The 22806-nt window shown below is 71.5% G+C and carries 22 protein-coding genes; 16 read left to right on the top strand and 6 right to left on the bottom strand.

The window, feature by feature from the left end; genetic code table 11:
* The first annotated feature begins 1022 nt into the window (after positions 1-1022).
* The 12 genes from ACFKCF_RS11800 to ACFKCF_RS11745 all read left to right on the top strand — a co-directional run bounded on the left by ACFKCF_RS11800 (position 1023) and on the right by ACFKCF_RS11745 (position 11193).
* A complete protein-coding gene (locus ACFKCF_RS11800) occupies positions 1023-1694 on the top strand; it encodes a hypothetical protein (protein WP_394493034.1) in 672 nt (223 codons plus the stop codon).
* Positions 1657-2412 (top strand): hypothetical protein, encoded by a 756-nt coding sequence (locus ACFKCF_RS11795; protein WP_394493033.1) that lies wholly within the window; start codon positions 1657-1659, stop codon positions 2410-2412. The genes ACFKCF_RS11800 and ACFKCF_RS11795 overlap by 38 nt, the downstream gene beginning before the upstream one ends.
* A complete protein-coding gene (locus ACFKCF_RS11790) occupies positions 2409-3704 on the top strand; it encodes a CpaF family protein (protein ID WP_394493032.1) in 1296 nt (431 codons plus the stop codon). The genes ACFKCF_RS11795 and ACFKCF_RS11790 overlap by 4 nt, the downstream gene beginning before the upstream one ends.
* A gap of 4 nt (positions 3705-3708) precedes the next feature.
* On the top strand, positions 3709-4554 hold the full coding sequence (locus ACFKCF_RS11785) for a type II secretion system F family protein (protein ID WP_394493031.1): 846 nt from the start codon (positions 3709-3711) through the stop codon (positions 4552-4554).
* Positions 4547-5467, top strand: coding sequence for a type II secretion system F family protein (locus ACFKCF_RS11780; RefSeq protein ID WP_394493030.1), 921 nt, complete (start codon positions 4547-4549; stop codon positions 5465-5467). The genes ACFKCF_RS11785 and ACFKCF_RS11780 overlap by 8 nt, the downstream gene beginning before the upstream one ends.
* A complete protein-coding gene (locus ACFKCF_RS11775) occupies positions 5467-5697 on the top strand; it encodes a hypothetical protein (RefSeq protein WP_394493029.1) in 231 nt (76 codons plus the stop codon). Before ACFKCF_RS11780 ends, ACFKCF_RS11775 begins: the two co-directional genes overlap by 1 nt.
* Positions 5684-6112 (top strand): TadE family protein, encoded by a 429-nt coding sequence (locus tag ACFKCF_RS11770; protein ID WP_394493028.1) that lies wholly within the window; start codon positions 5684-5686, stop codon positions 6110-6112. The genes ACFKCF_RS11775 and ACFKCF_RS11770 overlap by 14 nt, the downstream gene beginning before the upstream one ends.
* Entirely contained in the window at positions 6109-6501 is a 393-nt protein-coding gene (locus ACFKCF_RS11765; protein WP_357726163.1) for a TadE/TadG family type IV pilus assembly protein, read from the top strand. The genes ACFKCF_RS11770 and ACFKCF_RS11765 overlap by 4 nt, the downstream gene beginning before the upstream one ends.
* Positions 6498-6908, top strand: coding sequence for a flp pilus-assembly TadE/G-like family protein (locus tag ACFKCF_RS11760; RefSeq protein WP_364834753.1), 411 nt, complete (start codon positions 6498-6500; stop codon positions 6906-6908). The genes ACFKCF_RS11765 and ACFKCF_RS11760 overlap by 4 nt, the downstream gene beginning before the upstream one ends.
* Before the next feature lie 69 nt (positions 6909-6977).
* Positions 6978-9680 carry a BTAD domain-containing putative transcriptional regulator gene (locus ACFKCF_RS11755; RefSeq protein WP_394493027.1) on the top strand — a complete coding sequence of 901 codons (2703 nt, stop codon included), beginning with the start codon at positions 6978-6980 and terminating at the stop codon, positions 9678-9680.
* Positions 9677-10273 (top strand): hypothetical protein, encoded by a 597-nt coding sequence (locus ACFKCF_RS11750; RefSeq protein WP_394493026.1) that lies wholly within the window; start codon positions 9677-9679, stop codon positions 10271-10273. The genes ACFKCF_RS11755 and ACFKCF_RS11750 overlap by 4 nt, the downstream gene beginning before the upstream one ends.
* Positions 10270-11193 carry a hypothetical protein gene (locus tag ACFKCF_RS11745; RefSeq protein ID WP_394493025.1) on the top strand — a complete coding sequence of 308 codons (924 nt, stop codon included), beginning with the start codon at positions 10270-10272 and terminating at the stop codon, positions 11191-11193. The genes ACFKCF_RS11750 and ACFKCF_RS11745 overlap by 4 nt, the downstream gene beginning before the upstream one ends.
* A 6-nt stretch (positions 11194-11199) precedes the next feature.
* Here the strand turns inward: ACFKCF_RS11745 and ACFKCF_RS11740 are convergent, their stop codons facing one another.
* A complete protein-coding gene (locus ACFKCF_RS11740) occupies positions 11200-11634 on the bottom strand; it encodes a MarR family winged helix-turn-helix transcriptional regulator (protein ID WP_394493024.1) in 435 nt (144 codons plus the stop codon).
* 90 nt (positions 11635-11724) lie between these two features.
* On the opposite strand from ACFKCF_RS11740, the gene ACFKCF_RS11735 reads away from it, so the two are divergent.
* Positions 11725-12879 (top strand): MFS transporter, encoded by a 1155-nt coding sequence (locus ACFKCF_RS11735; protein WP_394493023.1) that lies wholly within the window; start codon positions 11725-11727, stop codon positions 12877-12879.
* Here ACFKCF_RS11735 and ACFKCF_RS11730 read toward each other — a convergent pair.
* The 5 genes from ACFKCF_RS11730 to ACFKCF_RS11710 form a co-directional block, all read right to left on the bottom strand.
* Positions 12876-13376, bottom strand: coding sequence for a methylated-DNA--[protein]-cysteine S-methyltransferase (locus ACFKCF_RS11730; protein ID WP_394493022.1), 501 nt, complete (start codon positions 13374-13376; stop codon positions 12876-12878). The two genes, ACFKCF_RS11735 and ACFKCF_RS11730, sit on opposite strands and share 4 nt — an antisense overlap.
* Complete coding sequence (locus ACFKCF_RS11725; protein ID WP_394493021.1) at positions 13373-14752, bottom strand: AlkA N-terminal domain-containing protein; 1380 nt, start codon at positions 14750-14752, stop codon at positions 13373-13375. Before ACFKCF_RS11725 ends, ACFKCF_RS11730 begins: the two co-directional genes overlap by 4 nt.
* A 119-nt stretch (positions 14753-14871) precedes the next feature.
* Positions 14872-15813, bottom strand: a complete 942-nt coding sequence (locus tag ACFKCF_RS11720) for an NYN domain-containing protein (RefSeq protein WP_192790143.1) — start codon at positions 15811-15813, stop codon at positions 14872-14874.
* Between the two features lie 107 nt (positions 15814-15920).
* Positions 15921-16130: an acyl-CoA carboxylase subunit epsilon gene (locus ACFKCF_RS11715; protein WP_394493020.1), complete on the bottom strand. Its 210-nt coding sequence runs from the start codon at positions 16128-16130 to the stop codon at positions 15921-15923.
* The gene (locus tag ACFKCF_RS11710; protein WP_394493019.1) at positions 16127-17716 is read right to left on the bottom strand and encodes an acyl-CoA carboxylase subunit beta; all 1590 of its coding nucleotides are present in this window, start codon (positions 17714-17716) and stop codon (positions 16127-16129) included. Before ACFKCF_RS11710 ends, ACFKCF_RS11715 begins: the two co-directional genes overlap by 4 nt.
* Before the next feature lie 36 nt (positions 17717-17752).
* Between ACFKCF_RS11710 and ACFKCF_RS11705 the strand changes: the two genes are divergently transcribed.
* The 3 genes from ACFKCF_RS11705 (at position 17753) to ACFKCF_RS11695 (ending at position 22798) form a co-directional block, all read left to right on the top strand.
* A complete protein-coding gene (locus ACFKCF_RS11705; RefSeq protein WP_394493018.1) occupies positions 17753-18517 on the top strand; it encodes an ABC transporter ATP-binding protein in 765 nt (254 codons plus the stop codon).
* A 43-nt stretch (positions 18518-18560) separates the two neighbouring features.
* Positions 18561-20111, top strand: coding sequence for a hypothetical protein (locus tag ACFKCF_RS11700; protein WP_394493389.1), 1551 nt, complete (start codon positions 18561-18563; stop codon positions 20109-20111).
* 65 nt (positions 20112-20176) lie between these two features.
* Positions 20177-22798 (top strand): phosphoenolpyruvate carboxylase, encoded by a 2622-nt coding sequence (locus ACFKCF_RS11695; RefSeq protein WP_394493017.1) that lies wholly within the window; start codon positions 20177-20179, stop codon positions 22796-22798.
* Positions 22799-22806: the final 8 nt, after the last annotated feature.

The following is a 22806-nucleotide window of genomic DNA, read 5'->3' as shown; positions in this document are numbered from 1 at the left end:
GCGCCCAAAGGTAGCGCCCGAAGCGAGGCTAGGCGGGTTGGTTGACGGCAATGGCATGGCTGGCTGGGGCTGGGGATGAGCGGCCGTTGGGGCTCCCGATGGCTGTGGATAACCGGTCTGCGCTCTTTGGCGGGGGTGGGCGGCTAATCGGCGGGGTGGGGGGTGTGGGGGCGGGGTGTATGGCATTGGTGTCCGTTTGGTTAGGTGACGGGGCGTTGCGTCCACGCGATGGGCACGACTGGTCGATTGGCGGTTGTTGGGGGTGGGGCACGCCGGGTGGGGTTGGGGGCTGGGGATTGATGGCGGAGGTGGCGTAAGGGGATTTGGCTGGGCTGGGCTCCGTGCGCATTGCGCCGGACTGGACCGAGCGTCGTCTCGCCGACGCGGCGCTGGTTGGGTGGCGGCGGCTAGGAGCTTGATGGCGGAGGTGCTGGGGGACGGCGCTGCGGTGGCTGGCGCTGTGCTGGGCGGTGCGGCGGTGGGGCAGATAGGCGGTTGGCGGTGCGGGGTTGGCGGCTGTGGGCTAGGGCGGCTGGCTGGGCGTCGTGCGCGTTGCGCCGGGCTGCGCCGTGCGTCGTCTCGCCGACGCGGCGCTGGTGGGGTGGCGTGCGGGTGGTGGTTGCGGCTGGGTGCTCAGTGACGCTCTGGGTTGAGGGGCTTGGGATGAGCGGCTGAGTGCCGGAGGGAGTGCCGGTGAAGGCGCATGCGTGGAGGGGGTAAAGGTCGCAGGCTGGGGTGTCGGTGGGAGGGCGTGGCGGTGACGGTGGGCTGAGGTCGGATGGGTGGGGGTTTGTGGTGGCAGGTGTAAAAGGGGTGAATATTGGGGCCGGTGTTATTGGGGTGGTGGCTAGCCGGAGAAATGGTTGGTCGTCAACTCGGTAGAAAGAACCGGCATCGATTCTTCGGTATTGGCGCCCCGTCACCTGCGAAACAAGCATGGGTCCTCGCATTCCGCCCCCGCGCCCCCTCCCCGCCCCACATAATGGCGGCAATTCCACGATTCAATTGGGAGCCCCCCACCCATGAGGACCAGTGAAAAGCCTGCCGTCAACGCGGCGGCGGGGTTGTCCGGCCCGGCCTCGCGCAAGCTCCCCGTGCCACCTCGGGAACGCAAACCGGCCCTCGCGGCCCTTGCCGTTCTGCTGATTCTGGGCGGCGCGCTGGCCACGACCCTGCTCGTGCTGCGCAGCGGCGACCGCGTCTCCGCGATCCGGGTGACCCAGCAGGTCGGCGCAGGTCAGAAGTTCACCGAGCAGGTGCTGGAAGAGGTCCAGATCGCGGCCGACAGCGGCATCGACTACGTGAGCTGGTCGGAGCGGGGCAAGGTGGAGAACAGCTTCGCGACCGTCACGGTCCTGCCCGGCACGCTGTTCACGAGCCGGATGGGAGTCAAGCAGAGCAGCGAGCTCGGCCCGGGAAAGGCGACCGTCGGGTTGGCTCTCAAGCCGGGGCAAATGCCCGCCGGAGTGGAGGCGGGTGACCGGGTCCAGGTGATATATGTGCCGAGCCGTTCGGGTCAGGGACAAACGCGGGTACTGGCGGAAAGCGCTCTCGTGTTCTCGGTGGGCGACAGGTCCAGGACGGCGAATTCCGGCCAGATCACGGTAATAGTGGAGTCATCGGCGTCGCCGGAAATAGTGGCGTTCGCCTCCAGCGGTGAGATCGCGGTGGCCGAGCTACCGGGGGCACGCTGACGTGGCGCTGATCGTACTGGCGGCCGACAAAGGCGCGCCGGGTGTGACGACGGCGGCGACCGCCCTGGCGGCGGTGTGGCCGCGCCCCGTGCTGCTGGCCGAATGCGACCCCGCGGGCGGCGACCTCGCCTACCGGCTCCCGGCCGCCGACGGCGGCGTGCTGAACCCCGGCAAGGGCCTGCTCACCCTCGGCGCCACGGCGCGGCGCGGGCTGGAGCCCGCCCAGATCCACCAGCACACGCAGAAGATCGTCGGGGGGCTCGACGTGCTGGTCGGCCTCACGCACGGCGAGCAGGCCGCCGGGCTCACGTGGCTGTGGGGCCCGCTGGGCAGGGCGCTCGCCGGCATCCCGAACGCCGACGTGATCGCCGACTGCGGCCGCCTCGGCGCGCACGCGCAGCTCGGCGACCTGCTCGCCGAGGCCGAGCAGGTCGTGCTGCTCACCAGAGCCACCCTCGACCACGTCGCCCACCTGCGCGAACGCCTCCAGATCACCAAGGCGCACGGCGTCGCCGTGATCGCCGACCCGCGTAACTACCGCGCCTCCATCGACGACGTACGCAGGATCGTCGGCCCGGCCGTCCAGTACGTGTACGGCCTCGCCCACGACCCCAAGGGCGCCGAGCTGCTGCGCGGCCAGTGGGGCGGACGGCTCGACCGCTCCCTTCTCATCCGCACCGCGAGAGACCTGGCGGGGAGGCTGGTGAGTCACCGATGATCGACCACTCGCTCGTCAAGCGCTTCCGCCAGGAGGTCGGCGACCGCCTGGCCCACCAGCGCCGGCTCGACCAGGCCAACGGCCTGCCCCCGATGACGGGGGAGGACGAGCGCCAGTTCGCCCGGGCGCTGATCTCCCAGGTCCTGGAGGAGCACGCCCGCAACGAGATCGGCCTCGGCCGCACGCCCCCCACGGTCGAGGAGGAGGAGGCGCTCGCGGCCGGCATCCACGCCGCGCTGTTCGGCGTGGGCAGGCTGCAGCCGCTGCTCGACGACCCCCAGGTCGAGAACATCGACATCAACGGCTGCGACAGGGTGTTCGTCAGCTACGCCGACGGCCAGGAGCTCATGCACGACCCGGTCGCCGAGTCCGACGACGAGCTGATCGAGCTCATCCAGATCCTGGCGGCGTACTCGGGCCTGTCGAGCAGGCCGTTCGACACCGCCAACCCGCAGCTCGACCTGCGCCTGCCCGACGGCTCCAGGCTGAGCGCCGTCATGGACGTCACCGTCAGGCCGGCGGTGTCGATCCGCCGCGCCCGCCTCGGCAAGGTCTTCCTGCCCGACTTGGCGGGCAACGGCACGATAAGTCGGGACGTATCCAGGTTCCTGACGGCCGCCGTCGCCGCCCGCAAGAACATCATGATCGCCGGATCCACCAACGCCGGCAAGACCACCCTGCTCCGCGCCCTGGCCAACGAGATCCAGCCCAGCGAGCGCCTCATCACCGTCGAACGCGCCCTGGAGCTGGGCCTCGACCAGTTCCCTGAGCTCCACCCCAACGTCGTGGCCTTCGAGCAGCGCCTGCCCAACTCCGAGGGCCAGGGCGAGATCTCCATGGCCGAGCTGGTCAGACGCTCCCTCCGCATGAACCCCAGCCGCGTCATCGTCGGCGAGGTCCTCGGCGACGAGATCGTCACCATGCTCAACGCGATGACCCAGGGCAACGACGGCTCCCTGTCGACCATCCACGCCAACTCCAGCATGGAGGTCTTCAACCGCATCTCCACCTACGCCCTGCAGGCCGGCGAGCGCCTGCCGATCGACGCGACCCACATGCTCATCGCGGGCGCCATCGACTTCGTCGTCTTCATCACGAAGCGCAACGACTACAACGTCGGCGGCACCCTGCGCCGCTACGTCTCCAGCATCCGCGAGGTCAACGGCTGCGACGGCCGCGTCCTGTCGAGCGAGGTGTTCGTGCCGGGCCCCGACGGCACCGCCGTCCCGCACGCGCCGGTCTCCTGCCTGGACGAGCTCGCCGCCCACGGCTACCTGCCGGGGGGGTGGTGACGAGGTGCTCTTCAACCCGTTCGCGCTGCTGGCCGGAGCGGTCATAGGCGGCGGCCTGTTCCTGTTCTTCATCTCCTTGTACGGCATGCGCCCCCGCCCGCCCCAGCCCAAGCGCCACCTGGTCAAGATGCTGACCACGCGCACCGCGATAGCCGCGGTGGCGGCCGGACTCGTCCTGATCATCACCGGCTGGCCGGTCATGGCGGTGGGCACGGTGCTGCTCGTGTTCGCCTGGCGCGGCCTGTCGGGCGGGGCCGCCGAGGAGCGCGCCGCCATGCGCCGGCTCGAAGGGCTCGCCGCCTGGACCGAGTCCCTGCGCGACACGATCGCCGGCGCGGCCGGGCTCGAACAGGCCATCCCGTCGTCCATCAGGGCCGCCGCGCCGACGCTCAGGCCCCACCTGCGCGCCATGATCGACCGGCTGCACACGAGGATGGCGCTGCCGGAGGCCCTGGCGTTGTTCGCCGACGAGCTCGACGACCCGTCGGCCGACCTCGTGGTGGCCGCGCTCATCCTCAACTCCCGGCTGCGCGGCCCCGGCCTGCGCGACGTGCTGGGCGCGCTGGCCGTCTCGGCCCGCGAGGAGCTCGACATGCGCCGCCGCGTCGAGGCCGAACGCCGCTCGACCAGGCGCAGCGTCCAGATCGTGGTGATCACCGCGCTCGTCTTCGCCGGGCTCCTCATCCTGTTCAACCCCTCCTACGTGGCCGAGTACGAGGGCCTGCTCGGCCAGGCCGTGCTCGTGGTCGTCGCGGGGCTGTTCGGGGCCGGGTTCGCCTGGATGAGGCGGCTGGCCAGGTTCGACAAGCCGACCCGGCTGCTCATGGGAGGAGGCGGCGGCAATGGTTGAGGGCGCGCTGGGCGGGGCCGTATTAGGGCTCGGCCTGTTCGTGCTGCTGCGGGCGCTCTTCCCGGCCCGCCCTGGGCTGGTGGCGCGGCTGCTCGCGCTCGACGCCGTGCGCGAGGACGCGGGCGGCCCGAGCATCCAGCTCCTGCTGCCCGAGGAGGAGGTCAGCGCGTTCCGTCGCGGCCTGGGCGCGCGCCTGGCCCGCCTGTACGCGGCCCGCGGCTGGGAGGTCAGGTCGATCAAGGCGGACCTGGCGCTGCTCGGCCGCTCGTTCGAGGCGTTCCTGGCCGGCAAGGTGCTGCTGGCGGCCAGCGGCCTGCTGGCCTTCCCGCTGCTGCTCGGCTGGCTGGTGCTCATGGAGTGGGGCACCTCGCTCGCCATCCCGTTCTGGGCCGCCGTGCTCGTCGCGCTGCTGTTCTTCTTCCTGCCCGACCTCCAGGTCCGCAAGGACGCGGCGGCCAGGCGGCGCGACTTCCGCCATGTGGTCGGCGCGTTCCTCGACCTCGTCTCCATGAACCTGGCCGGCGGCCGCGGCGTCCCCGAGGCCCTCATGATGGCCGTCTCGGTCAGCGGCGAGCAGCCCAACTGGGCGATGGGCCGCATCAGGGACGCGCTCAGCGGCGCCAGGATCGTCGGCATCACCCCGTGGCAGGCGCTCGGCCAGCTCGGCGAGGAGCTCAACATCGACGAGCTGCGCGACCTGTCCGCCGCGCTCGGCCTGGTGGCCGACGACGGCGCCAAAGTACGCGCGTCGCTGACGGCGAGGGCCGCGACGCTGCGCCGCCGGGAGCTGGCGGAGATCGAGGGCAGGGCCGGCGAGCGGTCGCAGTCGATGCTCGTGGCCCAGCTGCTGCTCTGCGCCGGTTTCGTGATCTTTCTCAGTTTTCCCGCCGCTATGAAGATGTTGGGGTCCTGATGAACCATCCCTGGATCGTTTACCTCACCGCGTACCTGAGCGTCCGCGTCCATCGCGCCCGCACCGCCCCCACGCGCGGGGCCTCGGCCGTCGAATGGGTGATCATCACGGCCATCATCGCCGGTGTCGCGCTCGGTTTGGCGACCTTGATCAAGACGCTGGTCGAGCAGAAGCAGAGCGACCTCACGGGCACCTTCGGCGGTGGCGGCGACACCGGTGGCAACCCGTAAAGGGGACGAGCGGGGCGCGACGGTGATCGAGCTGGCCCTCCTCATGCCGGTCATCCTGGCGGTCGCGCTGCTCATCGTGCAGGTCGCGCTCTGGTTCCACGCCCGTCAGGTCGCGGAGGCCGCCGCCCAGGAGGGTGCGCGGGTGGCCAGGGCGGCGCCGTTCGACTCCGGTGACTGGCCGGGCCAGGCCACCGCGAAGGCCACCGACATCATCCGGGCCGTCGGTCCGAAGCTGCTGCAGGGCGCCACGGCCACGACGTCCGAGAAGGAACCGGACGAGCGCTTCGTCACCGTGACCGGCAGCGCCGTACAGGTCATCCCGCTGCTGCCCGAGCTGACGTTCACGATCACCGCCACCGCGGGCGGGCCGGTCGAGTGCTTCCGCCCGGACAACGGCGGCGGGGACTGCTCATGAGGCGGGCGGAGCGCGGCTCCATGGCCGTGGAGACCGTGATGCTGGCCCCGCTCTTCCTGCTGTTCCTCATGTTCCTTGCGGGAGCGGGGGTGCTGGTGGAGTCGCAGGGGCGCGTCAACGGGGCGGCCAGGGACGCGGCCCGGGCCGCGTCGGTGCAGCGCACGCTCGACGACGCCGAGGCCGCGGCCAAGGCCATCGCCGACAGCACGCTGACCGGCCCCTGCGGGTCCCCGTCCGTCTCGCTGGACGGCTCCGCGTGGGAGCAGGGCGGCCAGGTGCAGGCCGAGGTGAGCTGCGAGCTGGACCTCGGCTTCCTGGGGTTCGGCGGCGTCAAGCGGATGACCGGCACTGCGGTGGTACCGATCGAGCAGTTCAGGAGGGTCGAATGAGCGAGCGGGGGTCGATGTCGGTGTTCACCGTGCTGTTCTCCGTCGTCGTGTTCCTGCTGGCCGGGCTCCTCGTGGACGGCGGCGCGGCGATCAACGCGCGGCTGCGCGCGGCCGACGTGGCCGAGCAGGCCGCGCGGGCCGGCGCCGACGAGATCGACGTCGACCACCTGCGCTCCACCGGCCAGACCCGGCTGCTCGGCGAGGACCAGGTGTGCGCCAGGGCCGACGAGATCGTCGCCGCGCAGGGCGGCGAGGGCGTGACCCGCGGCGAGTGCGCCGTCGGCCAGGGACAGGCGCAGGTGACGGTCACCGTGTCGGTGCCCTGGAAGGCGTTCTTCCTGAGCGCGATCGGCTTCCCCGGCACCGAGATGACCGGCCGTGCCGTCGCCGCGCCCGAAGCGAGATAGACCGAAACTCACCGGTCGATGGATCGGCGAGCGTACGAGCACGACCCTGGACGGCGGAAGGGAGAGACGATGCCGACGCGAGAGCCCGCGCGCCCACACGGACGTCACACGCCCGTGCGCGCCAAGGCCAGGCGCAGCGCCGGAGACGTGCTCGCCGGCATCGGATCGCTGATCGTGCTGGTCGCGCTCGTGGGCGGGGTGCCGTACGCGCTGCTCACGTTCGTGGGGCCGCCGATCGCGCCCGAGCTGCTCGACCTCGACCTGCTCACCAGCCGCGTCGGCCCGAGCACCGTCGTGGCCGTGCTGGTGCTGCTGGTGTGGCTGGCCTGGTTCCAGCTGTTCGTGTGCGTGCTGGTCGAGGTGTACGCGGGCGTGCGCAGGGTCGGCATGCCGGCCCGCGTGCCGCTCTCCGGAGGCACGCAGGCGCTGGCCAACAAGCTCGTCGGGGCGGTGCTGCTGCTGTTCACGGCGGGTGCGATGGTCGTGCCGCTGGCCAAGCTGGCGCCCACGCCGGCCGCCACGCCGGTGACGGCGGTCGCGTACTCCGCGCCGATCGTCGAGAAGACGACTCTCGACACGCACAAGACCAAGAAGGTGTACGTGGTGCAGCCCCCGCACGGCCGGCACCACGAGAGCCTGTGGGAGATCGCCGAGAAGTGCCTCGGCGACGGCCGCCGATATCCCGAAATTTACCGGCTTAATCAGGCGAAGGAGCAGCCGGACGGCTCCCGCCTGCGCATGGCCGACCTGATCAGGCCCGGCTGGGTGCTCGACATGCCGGACGACGCCAGGCACGCCCACATCGTCCCCGTCGACCAGCCCCGCGAGCAGACCCTGCGCGAGCACCCCGGCAGGGCCTCGGTGGGTCAGCACGCGGACCGGCACGCCGACTCCAAGACCGGCCACGCCGAGAAGAAGGTCGAGGCCAAGCATCGCCAGCCGGAGCAGCAACAGCAGCCCGACCGGCCGCAGGCCACCATCCGGCAGAGCCAGACGGCCGACCTGACCGACTACCTCGCCACGGCCTCGCTGGCCGCCGCGGGCCTGCTGGTCGTGCTGGCCAGGCGGCGCCGCGAGCAGCTCTGGCGCAGGGTGTTCGGCCGCCGGATCGCACGCCCGCGCGACGACGCCGCCCAGGCCGAGGTCGCGTTGCGGCTGGGCGGCGACGCGCCGGGCGCCCGCATCCTCGACATCGGCCTGCGGCTGTTCGGCGCCGAGCTGGCCGCCCAGAACCGCACGCCGCCCCCCGTGTACGGGGCGCACCTGTCGGCCCGCACGCTCGACCTGTGGATCCACCCGCCGGACGGCGACGCGCCGGCGCCGTGGACGGCCCAGGACGGCGGCCAGGTGTGGCGGCTGCCCGCCCACGAGGGCCGCCTCTTGGAAGAGCAGGCGGGCGGGGCGCCGTACCCCGGGCTGGTCTCCATCGGCACCGACGCCGGCGGCCGCGTGCTCATCGACCTGGAGGCCGCGCAAGGCCTGATCAACGTGCGCGGCCCGCAGACCACGGCCGCGCTGGCCGCCCTCGCCGTCGAGCTGGCCACCAATCGCTGGTCCGACCGCATGCGCATCACGCTCGTCGGCTTCGGCGAGGAGCTGACCGCCATCGCGCCCGACCGCATCAGGGCCGTCGGCGGACTGGCCGAGGTGCTGCCCGAGCTGGAGGCGATCGCCGCGCCGCGCAGGGAGGTGCTGACCGGGCGCATCACCGGCAGCCCGCGCGACGCCCACTACCTGCTGTCCGCGGTCGCGCCCACGCACGAGGAGGCCCGGCGCCTGGCGCTGCTGGCCCGCCGGGACACCGCTGGTTACGTGCTGGCGGGCGAGGTCCCGCACGCCACCTGGACGCTGGAGATCGGCGACGACGGCCGGGCCAGGATCGCCGAGCTGGGCTTCGACGTGCAGGCCCAGCTCCTGCCCCGCCGCCACTACCAGGCTCTGATCGACCTGTTCCGCACGGCCTCCCGGGTCGACGGCGAGGCCCTCCCCGAGGCCGAGCCGCTGGCGGGGCTGCACCCGCCCGCCGTCGAGATCAGGATGCTCGGCCCCATCGAGGTCACCGGCCTGCGACCTCTGGAGGAGGGCCGGCTGGCGCTGGCCGCGGAGCTGCTGGTCTACCTGGCCACGCATCCCGGGGGCGTGCATCCCTCGGTGCTGGGCGGGGTGCTCTGGCCGCGCGGCGTGCAGGACATGGTCAGGGACGCCACGATCGCCAGGGTCGCCGAATGGCTCGGCCGCGAACACCTGCACACCGACGAGGCCGGCCGGATCAGCCTGGGGCCCGAGGTGCGTACGGACTGGGCGCTGTTCCGCGAGCTCGTACGCCGCTCGCACGACGATCCGACGGCCCGGGCCGTCCTGCTGGAGAAGGCGCTCGGCCTGGTCAGGGGCCCGCTGCTGAGCGGCCGCCAGCCGGGCAGGTACGCCTGGCTCGCGGCCGAGGACCTGGAGTACGACGTGGCCGCCGAGGTGGCCGACGCGGCCCACCAGCTCTGCGAGCTGCGGCTCGCGCACGGGCAGCCGGACGCCGCGGTGGCCGCCGTACGCGCGGCCCTGCTGCTGGCGGTCGACGACGAGGGCCTCTGGCGCGACCTGCTGCGGGCCACGCACGCCACCGAGGACGTCGTACGGCTGCGCGCCGTCGTCGAGGGGCTGACCCGCCGGGCGGCCTCGCACCCGTACGGCGGCGGGATGGCCCCGGAGACCGAGGCACTGATCGAGGAACTGCTGCCCACGTGGCGCATCCATGTGGTGAGGGAGTCGTCGGCATGAGACGAGTCGTGGTGCTGCTGATGATCGTCCTGGCGGGCTGCGGGCAGGCCGAGCGCCCGTACACGCCCGCGGCGGAGCCCACCCCGGCGAAGCCCTCCGTCAAAGCCACCCACCCGGAGGAGCCGCTGCCGACCGGACCCCAGAGCATCGCCATCAGCGACGGCCTGCGCGTGCGGGTGGAGTGGCCGGCGAATCCCGACCCGCTGCTGAAGGTCATCGTCGACCAGTACGTGGGCACCCGCCAGGCGGTCGTCGAAGGGACCCGCGGCTACCGGCGCAATCTCGAGATCAAGGCCGAGGAGCAGGCGACGGAGTGGGTGAACCAGTTCGTCGACGAGGAGCGCTCGATGCGCGGGACGGGCCGGCTCTACGACCTGCGGGTCAGCGCCCGCATGGGCAAGGGCGCTCAGATCAACGCATGCGTGGACGAGTCGGATGTGCGGATGATCTCCTCCCGTACCGGGAAGGCCGTCGCCCCCCAACCCGATTGGCTGCGCACCCCCTACGGCCAGAGCGTGGTCGCCCATCGCGGGGACGACGGGGTGTGGCGCATCAGGTCCTACATCACCTCCACAGAGAGATGCACCCGATGAAACCTTTGCTCGCGGTACTGCTCGCGGTGCCGCTGCTGGCCGCTCCAACCCCGGGGCCCCGCGACGTCGATGTCAACGGCAACCAGCGCGGGCGGACGACGACCCTGAGCCTGGAGGCCAGCACCATCAAGATCACCGGTGACGGCAAGGGCGGCACGGGCGACGGCTATCGCATCCCGCGTCCCTGCTGGTACGAGCCCAGCCTGAACGCCGAGGAGATGTTCCGGCTGCACACCGAAGGCCGCGACCCGGCCAACCGGGCGCGCATCGACGAGGAGAGCTTCCGAGCCTTCATCCAGCAGTTCAAGGACAAGCTCGGCAAGCCGGGCCGGTGGTGGGTGCCCGCCTACAACAAGGCCGATCCGAACGGCGCCGCCTGCTGGGGCGGCCTCGAGCTGTTCATCTTCATGCCCCCGAACACCACGCCGCCGTCCGGGATCACGATCGAGCAGCTGGCGCAGATCGCCAGGGCCGCGCTGACCGTCCCTGAGCCCACGGTCAAGCTGAACCCCGACGCCAAGAGCTTCGTCAACCTCCCGACCTTCGTCTGGCTGGAGAACGTCGGCCGGCCGCGCCGCACGGTCACGGCGTCGATCCCCGGCGTCATGAGCGTGACCCTGGTGGCGACGCTCCAGGACATCAAGATCGATCCGGGTACGACGAAGGACCGGGCCGAGGTGCACGAGGAGGGCTGCGGGCCGTCCGGGAAGCCGTACGAGAAGGGCGCCCAGTTCACCTGCGGCGTGCGTTACCTGCGCTCGGCGATCGACCAGCCGCGCGAGAAGTACACGCTGACCGTCACCACCGTCTGGCCGGTCCAGGTGGCCGACAACGTGGTGCCGTTCCAGTTCGCGCCCGTACAGGTCGGGGCCAGCCGCGACGTGCCGGTCGGCGAGATCCAGAGCAACGTCAAGCCGTGAGACCGCTCAGGCCCGGACCACCGCCACCAGCGGGGCCAGCTCGGGCAGTTCGGCCGCCTCGTCGAGCACTTCCTTCAGTACGCCGTCGTGCGTGGGGCGGGCCCGTTCGAGCAGCTCGAACCCGGCCTGCGTGACCTCCGAGTAGATCCCGCGCCTGTCGTCCTCGCACAGGTAGCGCCTGAGCAGGCCGCGGTTCTCCAGGCGCGTAACCAGCCTGGTCGTGGCGCTCTGGCTGAGCACGACGGCCCTGGCGAGCTGCTGCATCCGCATGTGCCAGCCGTCCTGCCGGGCCAGCACGTCCAGCACTGTGTATTCGCTCACACTGAGCGAGTGCTCCTTCTGGAGTGATTTCTCCAGCCTGTCCTCGATTTTCGCGTGCAGCGCCGCGAGGGTGCGCCAGCCCTGGGCGCGCGCCTCCACGGCGTCATCGGCGAGGGGCATGTGACAGCCTCCGCAATATCCTTGTATGGTCACTTAGTCGGCGTGTGCAAATAATGTCCGCGCTTACTAACGTCGTCTGAGGAGTAGTCTATGCCTCTCGCCCTGTTCGCCCTCGCGATCAGCGCCTTCGGCATCGGAACCACGGAGTTCATCATCAACGGGCTGCTGCCCGAGGTGGCGGCCGACTTCCACGTGACCATCCCGGCCGCCGGCCTGCTCGTGTCCGGCTACGCGCTGGGTGTGGCGGTGGGCGGGCCGCCGCTGACCATGCTCGGCGGGCGCCTGTCGCGCAAGACCATGCTGTTGTCGCTGATGGTGCTGTTCATCGTCGGGAACCTGCTGTCGGCGCTGGCGCCCTCGTACGGGGTGCTGATGGCCGGCCGGTTCCTGTCGGCCTTCGCGCACGGCGCGTACTTCGGGGTCGGCTCCGTGGTGGCCGCCGACCTGGTGGCGCCGCAGAAGCGGGCCAGCGCCATCGCCATGATGTTCACCGGCCTCACGCTCGCCAACGTCCTGGGCGTGCCCCTGGGCACCTGGATCGGCCAGGCGTTCGGCTGGCGGGCCACGTTCTGGGTCGTGGTGGCGATCGGCGTGGCCGGTCTCGCCGGCGTCGTCGCCCTCGTCCCCCGGCAGCCGCGCCCGACCGGGAGCGTCGTGCGGGAGCTGGCGACGTTCCGCAAGGCCGGCGTCTGGCTGGCCCTCGGGATGACCGTCTTCGGCTTCGCCCCGGTCTTCGCCGTCATCACGTTCATCGCGCCCATCATGACCGGCGTGGGCGGCTTCTCGCCCGGTGCCGTGCCCGTGGTCATGGCCCTGTTCGGGGTCGGCCTCGTGGTGGGCAACCTGATCGGCGGCAGGCTGGCGGACCGCGCGGTCATGCCCAGCATCTACGGCTCGGTCGCCCTGCTCACCCTGCTGGCCGTGGCGGTGGCCCTGGTGGCGGGCAGCCGGCCGGCCTTCGTGGTCGCCATCACGCTGTTCGGCGTGGCCGCCTTCGCCACGGTCCCGCCCCTGCAGACCCGCGTCCTGGACGCCGCCGCCGGCGCTCCCACGCTCGCCTCCGCGGCCAACATCGGGGCCTTCAACCTGGGCAACGCGATCGGCTCCTTCGTGGCCGGCCTCACCATCGACGCCGGCTTCGGCTACACGGCGCCCGCCTGGACCGCGGCCCTGCTGGGCCTGGCCGGGCTGGCCGTGGCGGGGGCGGCGGGCCTCCAGGCCCGCCGCCTGGTGCCCGCCACCTAGAGAGTGCGGGACTCGTGGGCGATCAGCCACTCCTTGACCGGCACGCCGTAGTAGTAGCCGCCGTAGCCTCCGCCGCTGGGCAGCACCCGGTGGCAGGGCACGAAGGGCGCGATGAGGTTCTGGGCGCAGGCCGAGCCGGCCGCCCGGGCGGCCGTCCTGGGCATGCCCGCCCGCTCGGCCAGCTCCGCGTACGAGACCGTGGTCCCCGCCTTGACCTCGCGCAACGCGGCATGGAGCCGCTTGCGGGTGGCCGAACCCGGCTGGGCGACCGGGACGGCGTCCAGGGCGTCCAGATCCCCGGCCAGGTACGCCCGGACCGCCGCGGAGGCGGCCCCGAGGTCGTCCACGACCTCCAGCCCCTCCGACTGCAGCTCGGGCGTGAGGCGTACGAACATCTCCGTCGGGTCGGCGGTGAAGCCGGCCGCCACCACCACTCCCTCGCGGGACAGCAGCGACAGCGGCCCCACCGGGGTCGGGATGAGCTGGGCAGCGATCATGATGAGCTCCAGAGGTGCAGGGCGGCGTAGGCCCGCCAGGGCCGCCACCGCTCGATGTGGTCGTCGGGGATGCCCAGGGCGGCCATGCGCTTCTTGAGCACGAGGTCGCCCGTGGGCCACGCGTCCGGGTCGCGCAGCGCCCGGAGCGCGATGTAGCTGGCCGTCCACGGGCCGATGCCCGGGACCTCGAGCAGGTCCGACACCGCCTCGGCGGGGTCCTGGCCGCCGTCGAGGTCCAGGCGGCCCTCCACCAGGTGGCCGGCCAGGTGCTTGAGCGTGTCGATCCGGCGGTTGGTCAGGCCCAGGCCGGTCAGGTCCGTCTCCAGGAGTTCGGCCGGAGTGGGGAAGAGGGGGCCGGGGGCCTTGGCGACGATGCGGCCGAGGAGGGTGCGGGCGCCGGCCACCGAGATCTGCTGGCCGACCACCGCGCGTACGGCCAGCTCGAAGCCGTCGAACGCGCCCGGCACCCGCAGTCCGGGACGGGCCGTCACCAGGGGCCCGAGCGAGGTCTGCTCAAGGATCTCCGAAATGGCGGAGGGGTCGGCGTCGAGGTCGAGGAGGCGGCGGCAGCGCGCCACGACGCGGGCGAGCTGCCGCGTGTCGTCCATCACCACGTCCAGGGCTATGTGGTCCCGTCGTGGTGTGAGCGTGATCGTCCCACCTGGTACGGCTCGCTCGTACGACGTCCGGTCCGCCACCTCCAGCCCCGGGATGGCGCGGGCCGCCAGGAACGCGAAGACCCCCTCCACGTCGTACGGCTCGCGCCGGTGCAGCCGCAGCCGCAGCGTCGCGTCCGAGACCCGTGGCCCCGCCGTGGCCCGCAGCTCGCTGGGCGTGAAGCCGTACGTCTCCCGCATCGTCGCGTTGAACTGCCGCACGCTCCCGAACCCCGCGGCGAACGCCACCTCCGTGACCGGCAGCCCCGTCTCCGTCAGCAGCTGCTTGGCCAGCAGCAGCCGCTTGGTCCGGGCGACCGCCAGCGGCCCGACGCCCAGCTCGGCGACGAACAGCCGGTGCAGGTGCCGCTCGGTGATGTGCAGCCGCTCGGCCAGCCCCGCCACGCCCTGCTCGTCCGCCGCGCCGTCGTCGATCAGCCGCAGCGCCCGGCCGACCAGGTCGCCGCGCACGTCCCAGCCCGGGTCGCCGGGCGAGAGCTCCGGACGGCACCGCTTGCACGGCCGGAACCCCGCGGCCTCGGCCGAGGTCGCGTGCCGGTAGAAGCGCACGTTCCTCGACGACGGCGTACGCGCCGGACAGATCGGACGGCAGTAGATGCGCGTCGTCGTCACCGCCGTGTAGAAACGCCCGTCGAACCGGGCGTCCCGGGCGCTGACGGCCCGGTAGCAGGAGTCGAAGTCGAGCTGGAGTGGTGACATGCCTCCGACACTAGGCGCTCCCGGAAGGCGCTGACTGGCGGAAATCGGACGTGAGCGTCGGACGGCAGGTCAGCAGGCCGAGCCGGGTGACCGGCGGAAATCGGACACCCGGGCCGCGGCTACTTGGACGAGACGCCCACCCCCAGGTCGAACTCCCGGTAGACCCGGGCCCAGAAGCCGTCACGCAGCCACACCCGCGCCTCCGGGTAGGGGCGCAGCGAGTGACCGAGCTCCTTCTCCGCCTCGATCAGCAGCTCGGTGTCGATCACGGTCGGCAGGATGGGGCCGGGCAGCAGGTCGCGGATGTTGTCGCGGCCACGGGTCAGGATCCACTTCTGTGCCACGTGCTCGCCCACGTCCTCCACGCGCGGACGGCTCGGGCCGAGCTTGGCCACCTGGCCGGGCTTGGCGTGCGGCTTGACCGGCGTGCGCCCGGCGAAGACCTGGGCGGGCGACGGAGCCGCGGCCGGCGGGGTGACCGGGACGGGCTGGGGAGCACGGCTGAAAAAGGGCCTCAGGAAATCAGCGGAGATCACTTCCACGGTGTCGGACTCCCACACCAGGCGTTCGGCCTGGTTGGTGCCGTACGGCGGCTCGACGCCCCAAAGGTGGATGCGCACCCCGTACGCCTGCGCCGCCTCGACCGCCGGAACCATGTCCTCATCGCCTGCCAGCAGGATCGTGTCGGTGACCGCATGATGTCGGGCCAGCGCCTCCAGATCGCTCCTGATCTGCGCGTCCACGCCCTTCTGCTGGCCACGGGCGTTCAGGTTGCCAAGCCGCACCTTGACCCACGGGAGCTGGGCGATGACCCGCTGGTCGACGGTGGGCACACGGTCACGGGCGGCGTCATACCAATAGATCCGCAGAAGTTCGCCGGAAGTACGTTCCTCTGCATGTTTCTGTAGACTCTGGATGAGCTCATCGGCGGCCACCCGATATTCCTTGCGTTCCTTCGCACCGAGCAGCACTTCACCCGCCGCCGCGTACAGATAACCGACATCCACTAGGACGGCGTACTTGGCTGCCACAGGATGCGGCATGAGGTCTGGGATGGCCATGTCGTCCTCCAGGCCGCGGTGTTAGTTGATCGGCTGACTATATACGCCTACTTTCTCTAGATAGTCCCAACTCCCGGGGAACTTGACACCCGATTCCCAGGATCTATCTAGGGTAGAGCGCTCATCCGCCAAGCCGACTTCCCTGGGACGACAGGCTTACGCATACCTCTGGCGGGGTTTCGCCATGTTTGGCGACGCGGCTCCGGTGGCGCCGCGGGTTCTGCGTGCGAGGTCTGTCGCGCGGCGAGTACGGCCACCAACGCCGCGATCTCCTCGGGCGTGGCGTCCCCCCGGACAATTCTCAGATCTGACGTCACAGCGGGATGTTCCCATGCTTCTTCGGCGGGAGCGTCGCCCGCTTGTTCCTGAGGGCCCGCAGCGCCCTGACGACCTGGACCCGGGTCTCGGACGGCCGGATCACCGCGTCCACGTAGCCGCGCTCGGCCGCGATGTACGGATTGGCCAGCGTGTCCTCGTACTCGGTGACGAGCCGGGCGCGCTCGGCCTCGGGGTCGTCGGAGGCGGCGAGTTCGCGCCGGTAGAGGATGTTGACCGCGCCCTGGGCTCCCATGACCGCGATCTGGGCGGTCGGCCAGGCCAGGTTGATGTCCGCGCCGAGGTGCTTGGAGCCCATGACGTCGTACGCGCCGCCGTACGCCTTGCGGGTGATCACCGTGATCAGCGGCACCGTGGCCTCGGCGTAGGCGTAGAGGAGCTTGGCGCCCCGGCGGATGATTCCGTTCCATTCCTGATCGGTCCCTGGAAGGAATCCCGGGACATCCACAAATGTCAGTATCGGAATATTAAAGGCATCACATGTTCGAATAAATCGGGCGGCCTTCTCCGATGCGTTGATATCCAGACATCCGGCGAAATGCATGGGCTGGTTGGCCACGACCCCGACCGGCTGGCCGTCCACCCGGCCGTACCCGACCACGATGTTCGGCGCGAACAGCGCGTGGACCTCCAGGAACTCCCCGTCGTCCAGCACGTGCTCGATGACCCGGTGCATGTCGTACGGCTGGTTGGCCGAGTCGGGGATCAGCTCGTCGAGCTCCGGATCGGGCTCCAGATCGATGGCGGGCTCGAAGACGGGGGCCTCGTCCAGGTTGTTGGACGGCAGGTACGACAGCAGCGCCTTGACGTACTCCAGCGCGTCGTCCTCGTCGGCGGCCTGGTAGTGGGCCACGCCCGACTTCGTGTTGTGCGTGTGCGCCCCGCCGAGCTCCTCGAACGTGACCTCCTCGCCCGTCACCGTCTTGATCACGTCGGGCCCGGTGATGAACATCTGGGACGTCTGGTCCACCATCACCACGAAGTCGGTCAGCGCGGGAGAGTAGACGTGCCCGCCGGCCGCGGCGCCCATGATGAGCGAGATCTGCGGGATCACGCCGGAGGCGTGCACGTTGCGCTTGAAGATCTCCGCGTAGAGGCCGAGCGCGACCACGCCTTCCTGGATGCGCGCGCCGCCGCCCTCGTTGATGCCGATGATCGGGCACCCGGTCTTGATCGCCAGGTCGAGCACCTTGACGATCTTCTCGCCGTACACCTCGCCGAGCGAGCCGCCGAACACCGTCACGTCCTGCGAGAACACGCACACCTGCCGGCCGTCGATCGTGCCGTGCCCGGTGATGACGCCGTCGCCGTACGGCCGCCGCCTCTCCAGCCCGAACATCGTCGACCGGTGCCTGGCGAACTCGTCGAACTCCACGAACGAGCCCTCGTCCAGCAGCGCGAGCACCCGCTCCCTGGCGGTCATCTTGCCCTTGGCGTGCTGCTTGTCCACGGCCGCCGCGGAGCCCGCGTGCGCGGCCTCGTCGAGCCGCCGCTCCAGGTCGGCGATCTTCCCGGCGGTGGTATGGATGTCTGGCTTGTCCGGCATCTCCTCGGCAGCTGTGCTCATGCGCGCAAGGCTAGTCCTTCCTCCTAGAGTGGATCCATGACGGACGCGGTTCGCACGCAGGGGCTGTTCAAGCGCTACGGGCCGCAGGTCGCGGTGGCGGGCGTCGACCTCGTGGTGCCGTCGGGGAGCTTCGCGGGCCTGGTCGGGCCCAACGGCGCGGGCAAGACGACCACGCTCAGCATGATCACCGGGCTGCTCCGTCCCGACGGCGGCACGGCCGAGGTCGACGGGTTCCACGTGTGGCGCGACCCCGTGGAGGTCAAGACGCGCATCGGGGTGCTGCCGGAGGGGCTGCGCCTGTTCGAGCGGCTGTCGGGCCGCGAGCTGCTCCTCTACAACGGCCGGCTGCGCGGCATCCCCAAGGCCGACGTCGAGCGGCGCGCGGGCGAACTGCTGGCCGTGATGGACCTGACCGCCGCCGCCGACAAACTCGTCGTCGACTACTCCACCGGCATGCGCAAGAAGATCGGCCTGGCCGCCGCGCTGCTGCACAACCCGTCCGTGCTGTTCCTCGACGAGCCGTTCGAGGGCGTCGACCCGGTCAGCGCCAACACGCTCACCGACGTGCTGCGGCGCTTCACTTCGTCCGGCTCGACGGTGATCTTCTCCAGTCACGTGATGGACCTGGTCGAGCGGCTGTGCGACTGGGTGTCGGTGATGAGCGCGGGCCACATCGTGGCGCAGGGGCCGCTGGCGGACGTACGCGGCGGGCGCAGCCTCAACCAGGCGTTCCTGGAGCTGGTCGGCGGCTCGCGCGACAACGGCGAGGGCCTCACGTGGCTCGGCGCCAACCCCAGGTGACACCCGTGAGCCCCGGAGCACCCGAGGAGTCCCGTTGACCACCGTGGCCCTGTTCGCGCAGCTCAAGCTCCGGCTGCTGGCCGGAAACCTGCGCGGAGACCTCCAGCGCAAGCTCGGCTTCGTCTTCACCCTGCTCATCGCCACCGGCCTGGCCGTGCTCGGCTTCTTCCTGATGAGCCTGCTGCGGCTGGCGCCCCACGACGTCGCCGCCGACCTGGTGATCGTCGCGTTCACGTCCTTCCTCATCGGCTGGATGATCGTGCCGCTGATGGCCTTCGGCCTGGACGACACGCTCGACCCGGCGAAGCTGTCCCTCCTGCCGCTGCGCACCGGGCAGCTCGCGGTCGGCATGTTCACCGCGTCCGTGACCGGGGTCTGGCCGGCCGCCATGCTGATCGTCACGACCGGCGCGCTGGTGGGTCTGGCGACGGGCGCCGGCGGCGTGCTGCTCGGGGTGCCGGCCGTGCTGCTGCAGGTCGCGCTGTGCGTGGTGACGTCGCGGCTGATCACCACCTCGCTGTCCAGCGCGCTGCGCACCCGGCGGGGCCGTGACGTGCTGGCCGTGGCCGCGTTGCTGGTGGTGGTGCTCGCGCAGCTGCCCAACCTCGTGATGAACCGCGGCCTCGACGATCCCGGGGCCATGCTGCGCCAGCTGGCGGGCGTGCTCAGGTGGACCCCGCCGGGCATGGCCGCGCACGCGATGGCCGACGGTGGCCTGGCCGGGCTGGCCGAGCTCGCGCTGGTGGCCGTGATCGTGGTGGTGCTCGGCCTGCTGTGGATCAAGGCGCTGGGCCGGGCCCTGGTGACGCCCGACGTCTCCACCCAGGCCGCGTCCGTGCGCAAGGAGAGCGGTCTGGTCGACAGGTTCCTGCCGGACGGTCCGCTGGCGGCCGTGGTGACGAAGGAGCTGAAGTACATCAGGCGCGAGCCCAGGTCCCGCGTGGGCTGGTTCAGCGCGATCGTGGTCACCGCGGTGCTGGCGTTCTCGCTGAGCAGGAGCACGGGCGGCGCGGAGGGCGTGCCGATCGTCCTCACCTGCGTCGGCGCCCTGATGATCGCGCTGCAGTCGGGCAACGCGTTCGGCATCGACGGCCGCTCGTTGTGGATGAACGCCGTGGTGTTCGGCTCCGAGCGCGGGGTGGCCACCGACCTGGCCGGGCGCCACCTGGCCAACGCGCTGATCGCCGTGCCGCTGCTCACCGTGATCGCCGTGGCCACCGGCCTGTTCACCGGCCATCCCGGCATGATCCTCCCGGCGGCGCTGGCCGGGTGGGGCGCGCTCGGCATCGGGCTCGGCGTCGGGTCGGTGACGAGCGTGGCGATCCCGTACACCGTGCCCGAGCGGATGAACGCCTTCAGCGGCGCCGCGCCGGGGCAGGGCGGCCAGGCGTTCTCCTCCGCGATGGGGGCCACGCTCGGCATCGCGCTGCTGTCGCTGCCGTTCGTGGTGCCGCTGGCGTTCGGCTGGTTCTGGGTGTGCGCGATCGCGCCCTTCTACGGGCTGCTGGCGGAGGCGCTCGGCAGGCGCCTGGCCGCCAGGATCGGATTCGCCCGGATGCCGGAGCTGCTGGAGGCTGTTTCCAAAGGTAGTTGAGTGGTCTAGTCCAATGGGCGAGACCGGTCTACGGCTTCCCGGAGCGACTCGATACCCTTCGAAACATGATTGACCAGGGGCTCGAGCGTCGCAGCGCCGCCGTTACCGAGATGCCGGACGAGCTACGCCACGATGTGCGCCTGCTCGGCAAACTGCTCGGCCAGGTGCTCGCCGAACAGGGTGGCGAAGACCTGCTGGCCGACGTCGAACGGCTGCGCAAGGCCGTCATCGCAGCACGTAAGGGCGAGGTCTCGGCCGACGAGATCACCGCCATGGTCGCCGAATGGGAGATCGAGCGGGCCGTGGCGGTCGCCCGCGCGTTCACCTGCTATTTCCACCTGGCCAACCTGGCCGAGGAACACTACCGGATCCGCACACTACGCGAGCGGGACGCCGAGGGCAGGGTCCAGCGGGAGTCGCTGGCCCAGGCCGTACAGGAGCTGGGTCACGAGCGGGTGACCGAGCTGCTGGGGGGCCTGGAGCTGCACCCGGTGCTCACCGCGCACCCCACCGAGGCACGCAGGCGCGCGGTCGTCACCGCCATCCAGCGCATCAGCGGCCAGCTCACCGAGTACAACTCACCCGGCCGCGGCGCCAGCGAGCGCGCCGAGAACAAGCGCCGCATGCTGGAGGAGATCGACCTCCTGTGGCGCACGGCCCAGCTCCGCTCGACCAAGCTCGACCCGCTCGACGAGGTGCGCACCGCGATGGCCGCCTTCGACGAGACGCTGTTCCGCATGGTGCCGCAGGTCTACCGCTCGCTGGACGCCGCGCTCGACGAGCGCACCGGCACGCGCCCGCCGCAGGCCAGGCCGTTCATCCGGTACGGCAGCTGGATCGGCGGCGACCGCGACGGCAACCCCAACGTCACGGCCAGGGTCACCCGCGAGACCATCCAGATCCAGTCCGAGCACGTGCTGACGGCCCTGGAGACCGCCTGCACGCGCATCGCCCGCACGCTGACCGCCTCGGTCCAGCTCGCCGCGCCCTCGTCCGCGCTCAAGTCGGCGCTGTCCGAGGCCGTGGACGCCTACCCCGACGTGGTCTCCGAGCTGGCCACCCGCTCGCCGCGCGAGCCGCACCGGCAGTGGCTGCTGTTCGTGGCCGCGCGCATCGCCGCGACCCGCCGCCGCGACCTCGACCTGGCCTACCGCGCGCCGGCCGAGCTGCTGGACGACCTCCGCCTGGCGCAGGAGTCGCTGGCCGCCTCGGCGCCGCGGCAGGCGTACGGGGAGCTGCAGCACCTCATCTGGCAGGTCGAGACGTTCGGCTTCCACCTGGCCGAGCTGGAGGTGCGCCAGCACTCCCAGGTGCACGCGGCCGCCCTGGAGGAGATCAGGGCCGGCGGCGAGCTGTCGGAGCGCACCGAGGAGGTGCTGGCCACGATCCGGGTGATCGCCTGGATCCAGGAGCGGTTCGGGGTCACGGCCTGCTCCCGCTACGTGGTCTCCTTCACCCGCTCGGCCGACGACATCGCGGCCGTCTACGAGCTGGCCAGGCACGCGCTCGGCGAGCGGGCGCCGGTGCTCGACGTGGTGCCGCTGTTCGAGTCGGGCCAGGACCTGGCCAATTCGCCGGAGGTGCTGACCGGGATGCTCGAGATCCCGGCGATGCGGGAGCGCCTGGAGGCCACCGGGCGGCGCATGGAGATCATGCTGGGCTACTCCGACTCGGCCAAGGAGCTCGGCCCCGCGGCCGCCACGCTCCGGCTCTACGAGGCGCAGGAGGAGCTGACGGCCTGGGCCGCCAAGCACGACGTGAAGCTGCGGATGTTCCACGGCCGCGGCGGCGCGCTGGGCCGCGGTGGCGGTCCGGCCAACCGCGCGGTGCTGGCCCAGGCGCCGGGCTCGGTCGCCGGCCGGTTCAAGGTCACCGAGCAGGGTGAGGTCATCTTCGCCCGCTACGGCCACATCGCCATCGCCCGCCGGCACCTGGAGCAGGTGGCCAACGCCGTGCTGATGGCCTCCTCGCCCATGGTCGGCGCCCGCACGGCGGCCGCCGCCGAGCGTTTCCGGGGCCTGGCCGAGCAGGTGGCCACGGCGTCGGAGCAGGCCTACCGCGCGTTGACCGAGGCGCCGGGCTTCCCCGAGTGGTTCGGCCTGGTCAGCCCGCTGGAGGAGATCGGCACGCTGCGCCTGGGCTCGCGCCCGGCGCGCCGCGGGCTCGGCGCTCCGCGCTCGCTCGACGACCTGCGGGCGATCCCGTGGGTGTTCGCGTGGGCGCAGACGCGGGTCAACCTGCCCGGCTGGTACGGCCTGGGCACCGGCCTGGCCTCGGTCGGCTCCCTGGAGGAGCTGCGGGCGGCGTACGCGGAGTGGCCGCTGTTCAACGCGATGCTGGACAACGCCGAGATGTCGCTGGCCAAGACCGACCGCTCGATCGCCAAGCGCTACCTGGCGCTGGGCGGCCGGGAGGACTTCGCCCGGCAGGTAATGGAGGAGTACGACCGGACCCGCGACCTGGTGCTGCGGGTCACCGGCCACACGCGGCTGCTGGAGAACCGGAAGGTGCTCTCGCGCGCCGTCCAGCTCCGCGACCCGTACGTGGACGCGCTCTCCCACCTCCAGCTGCGGGCCCTGCGCGCGCTGCGCACCGGCAACCCGTCGGAGCAGGAGCGCGAACGCCTGTCCACGCTCCTGCTCCTGTCGGTCAACGGCGTCGCCGCCGGCCTGCAGAACACCGGCTGAGCCGGCGG

The organism is Nonomuraea sp. JJY05 (assembly GCF_043496855.1).
Lineage (GTDB): Bacteria > Actinomycetota > Actinomycetes > Streptosporangiales > Streptosporangiaceae > Nonomuraea.
This window is presented reverse-complemented; position numbering and strand designations above follow the sequence as displayed.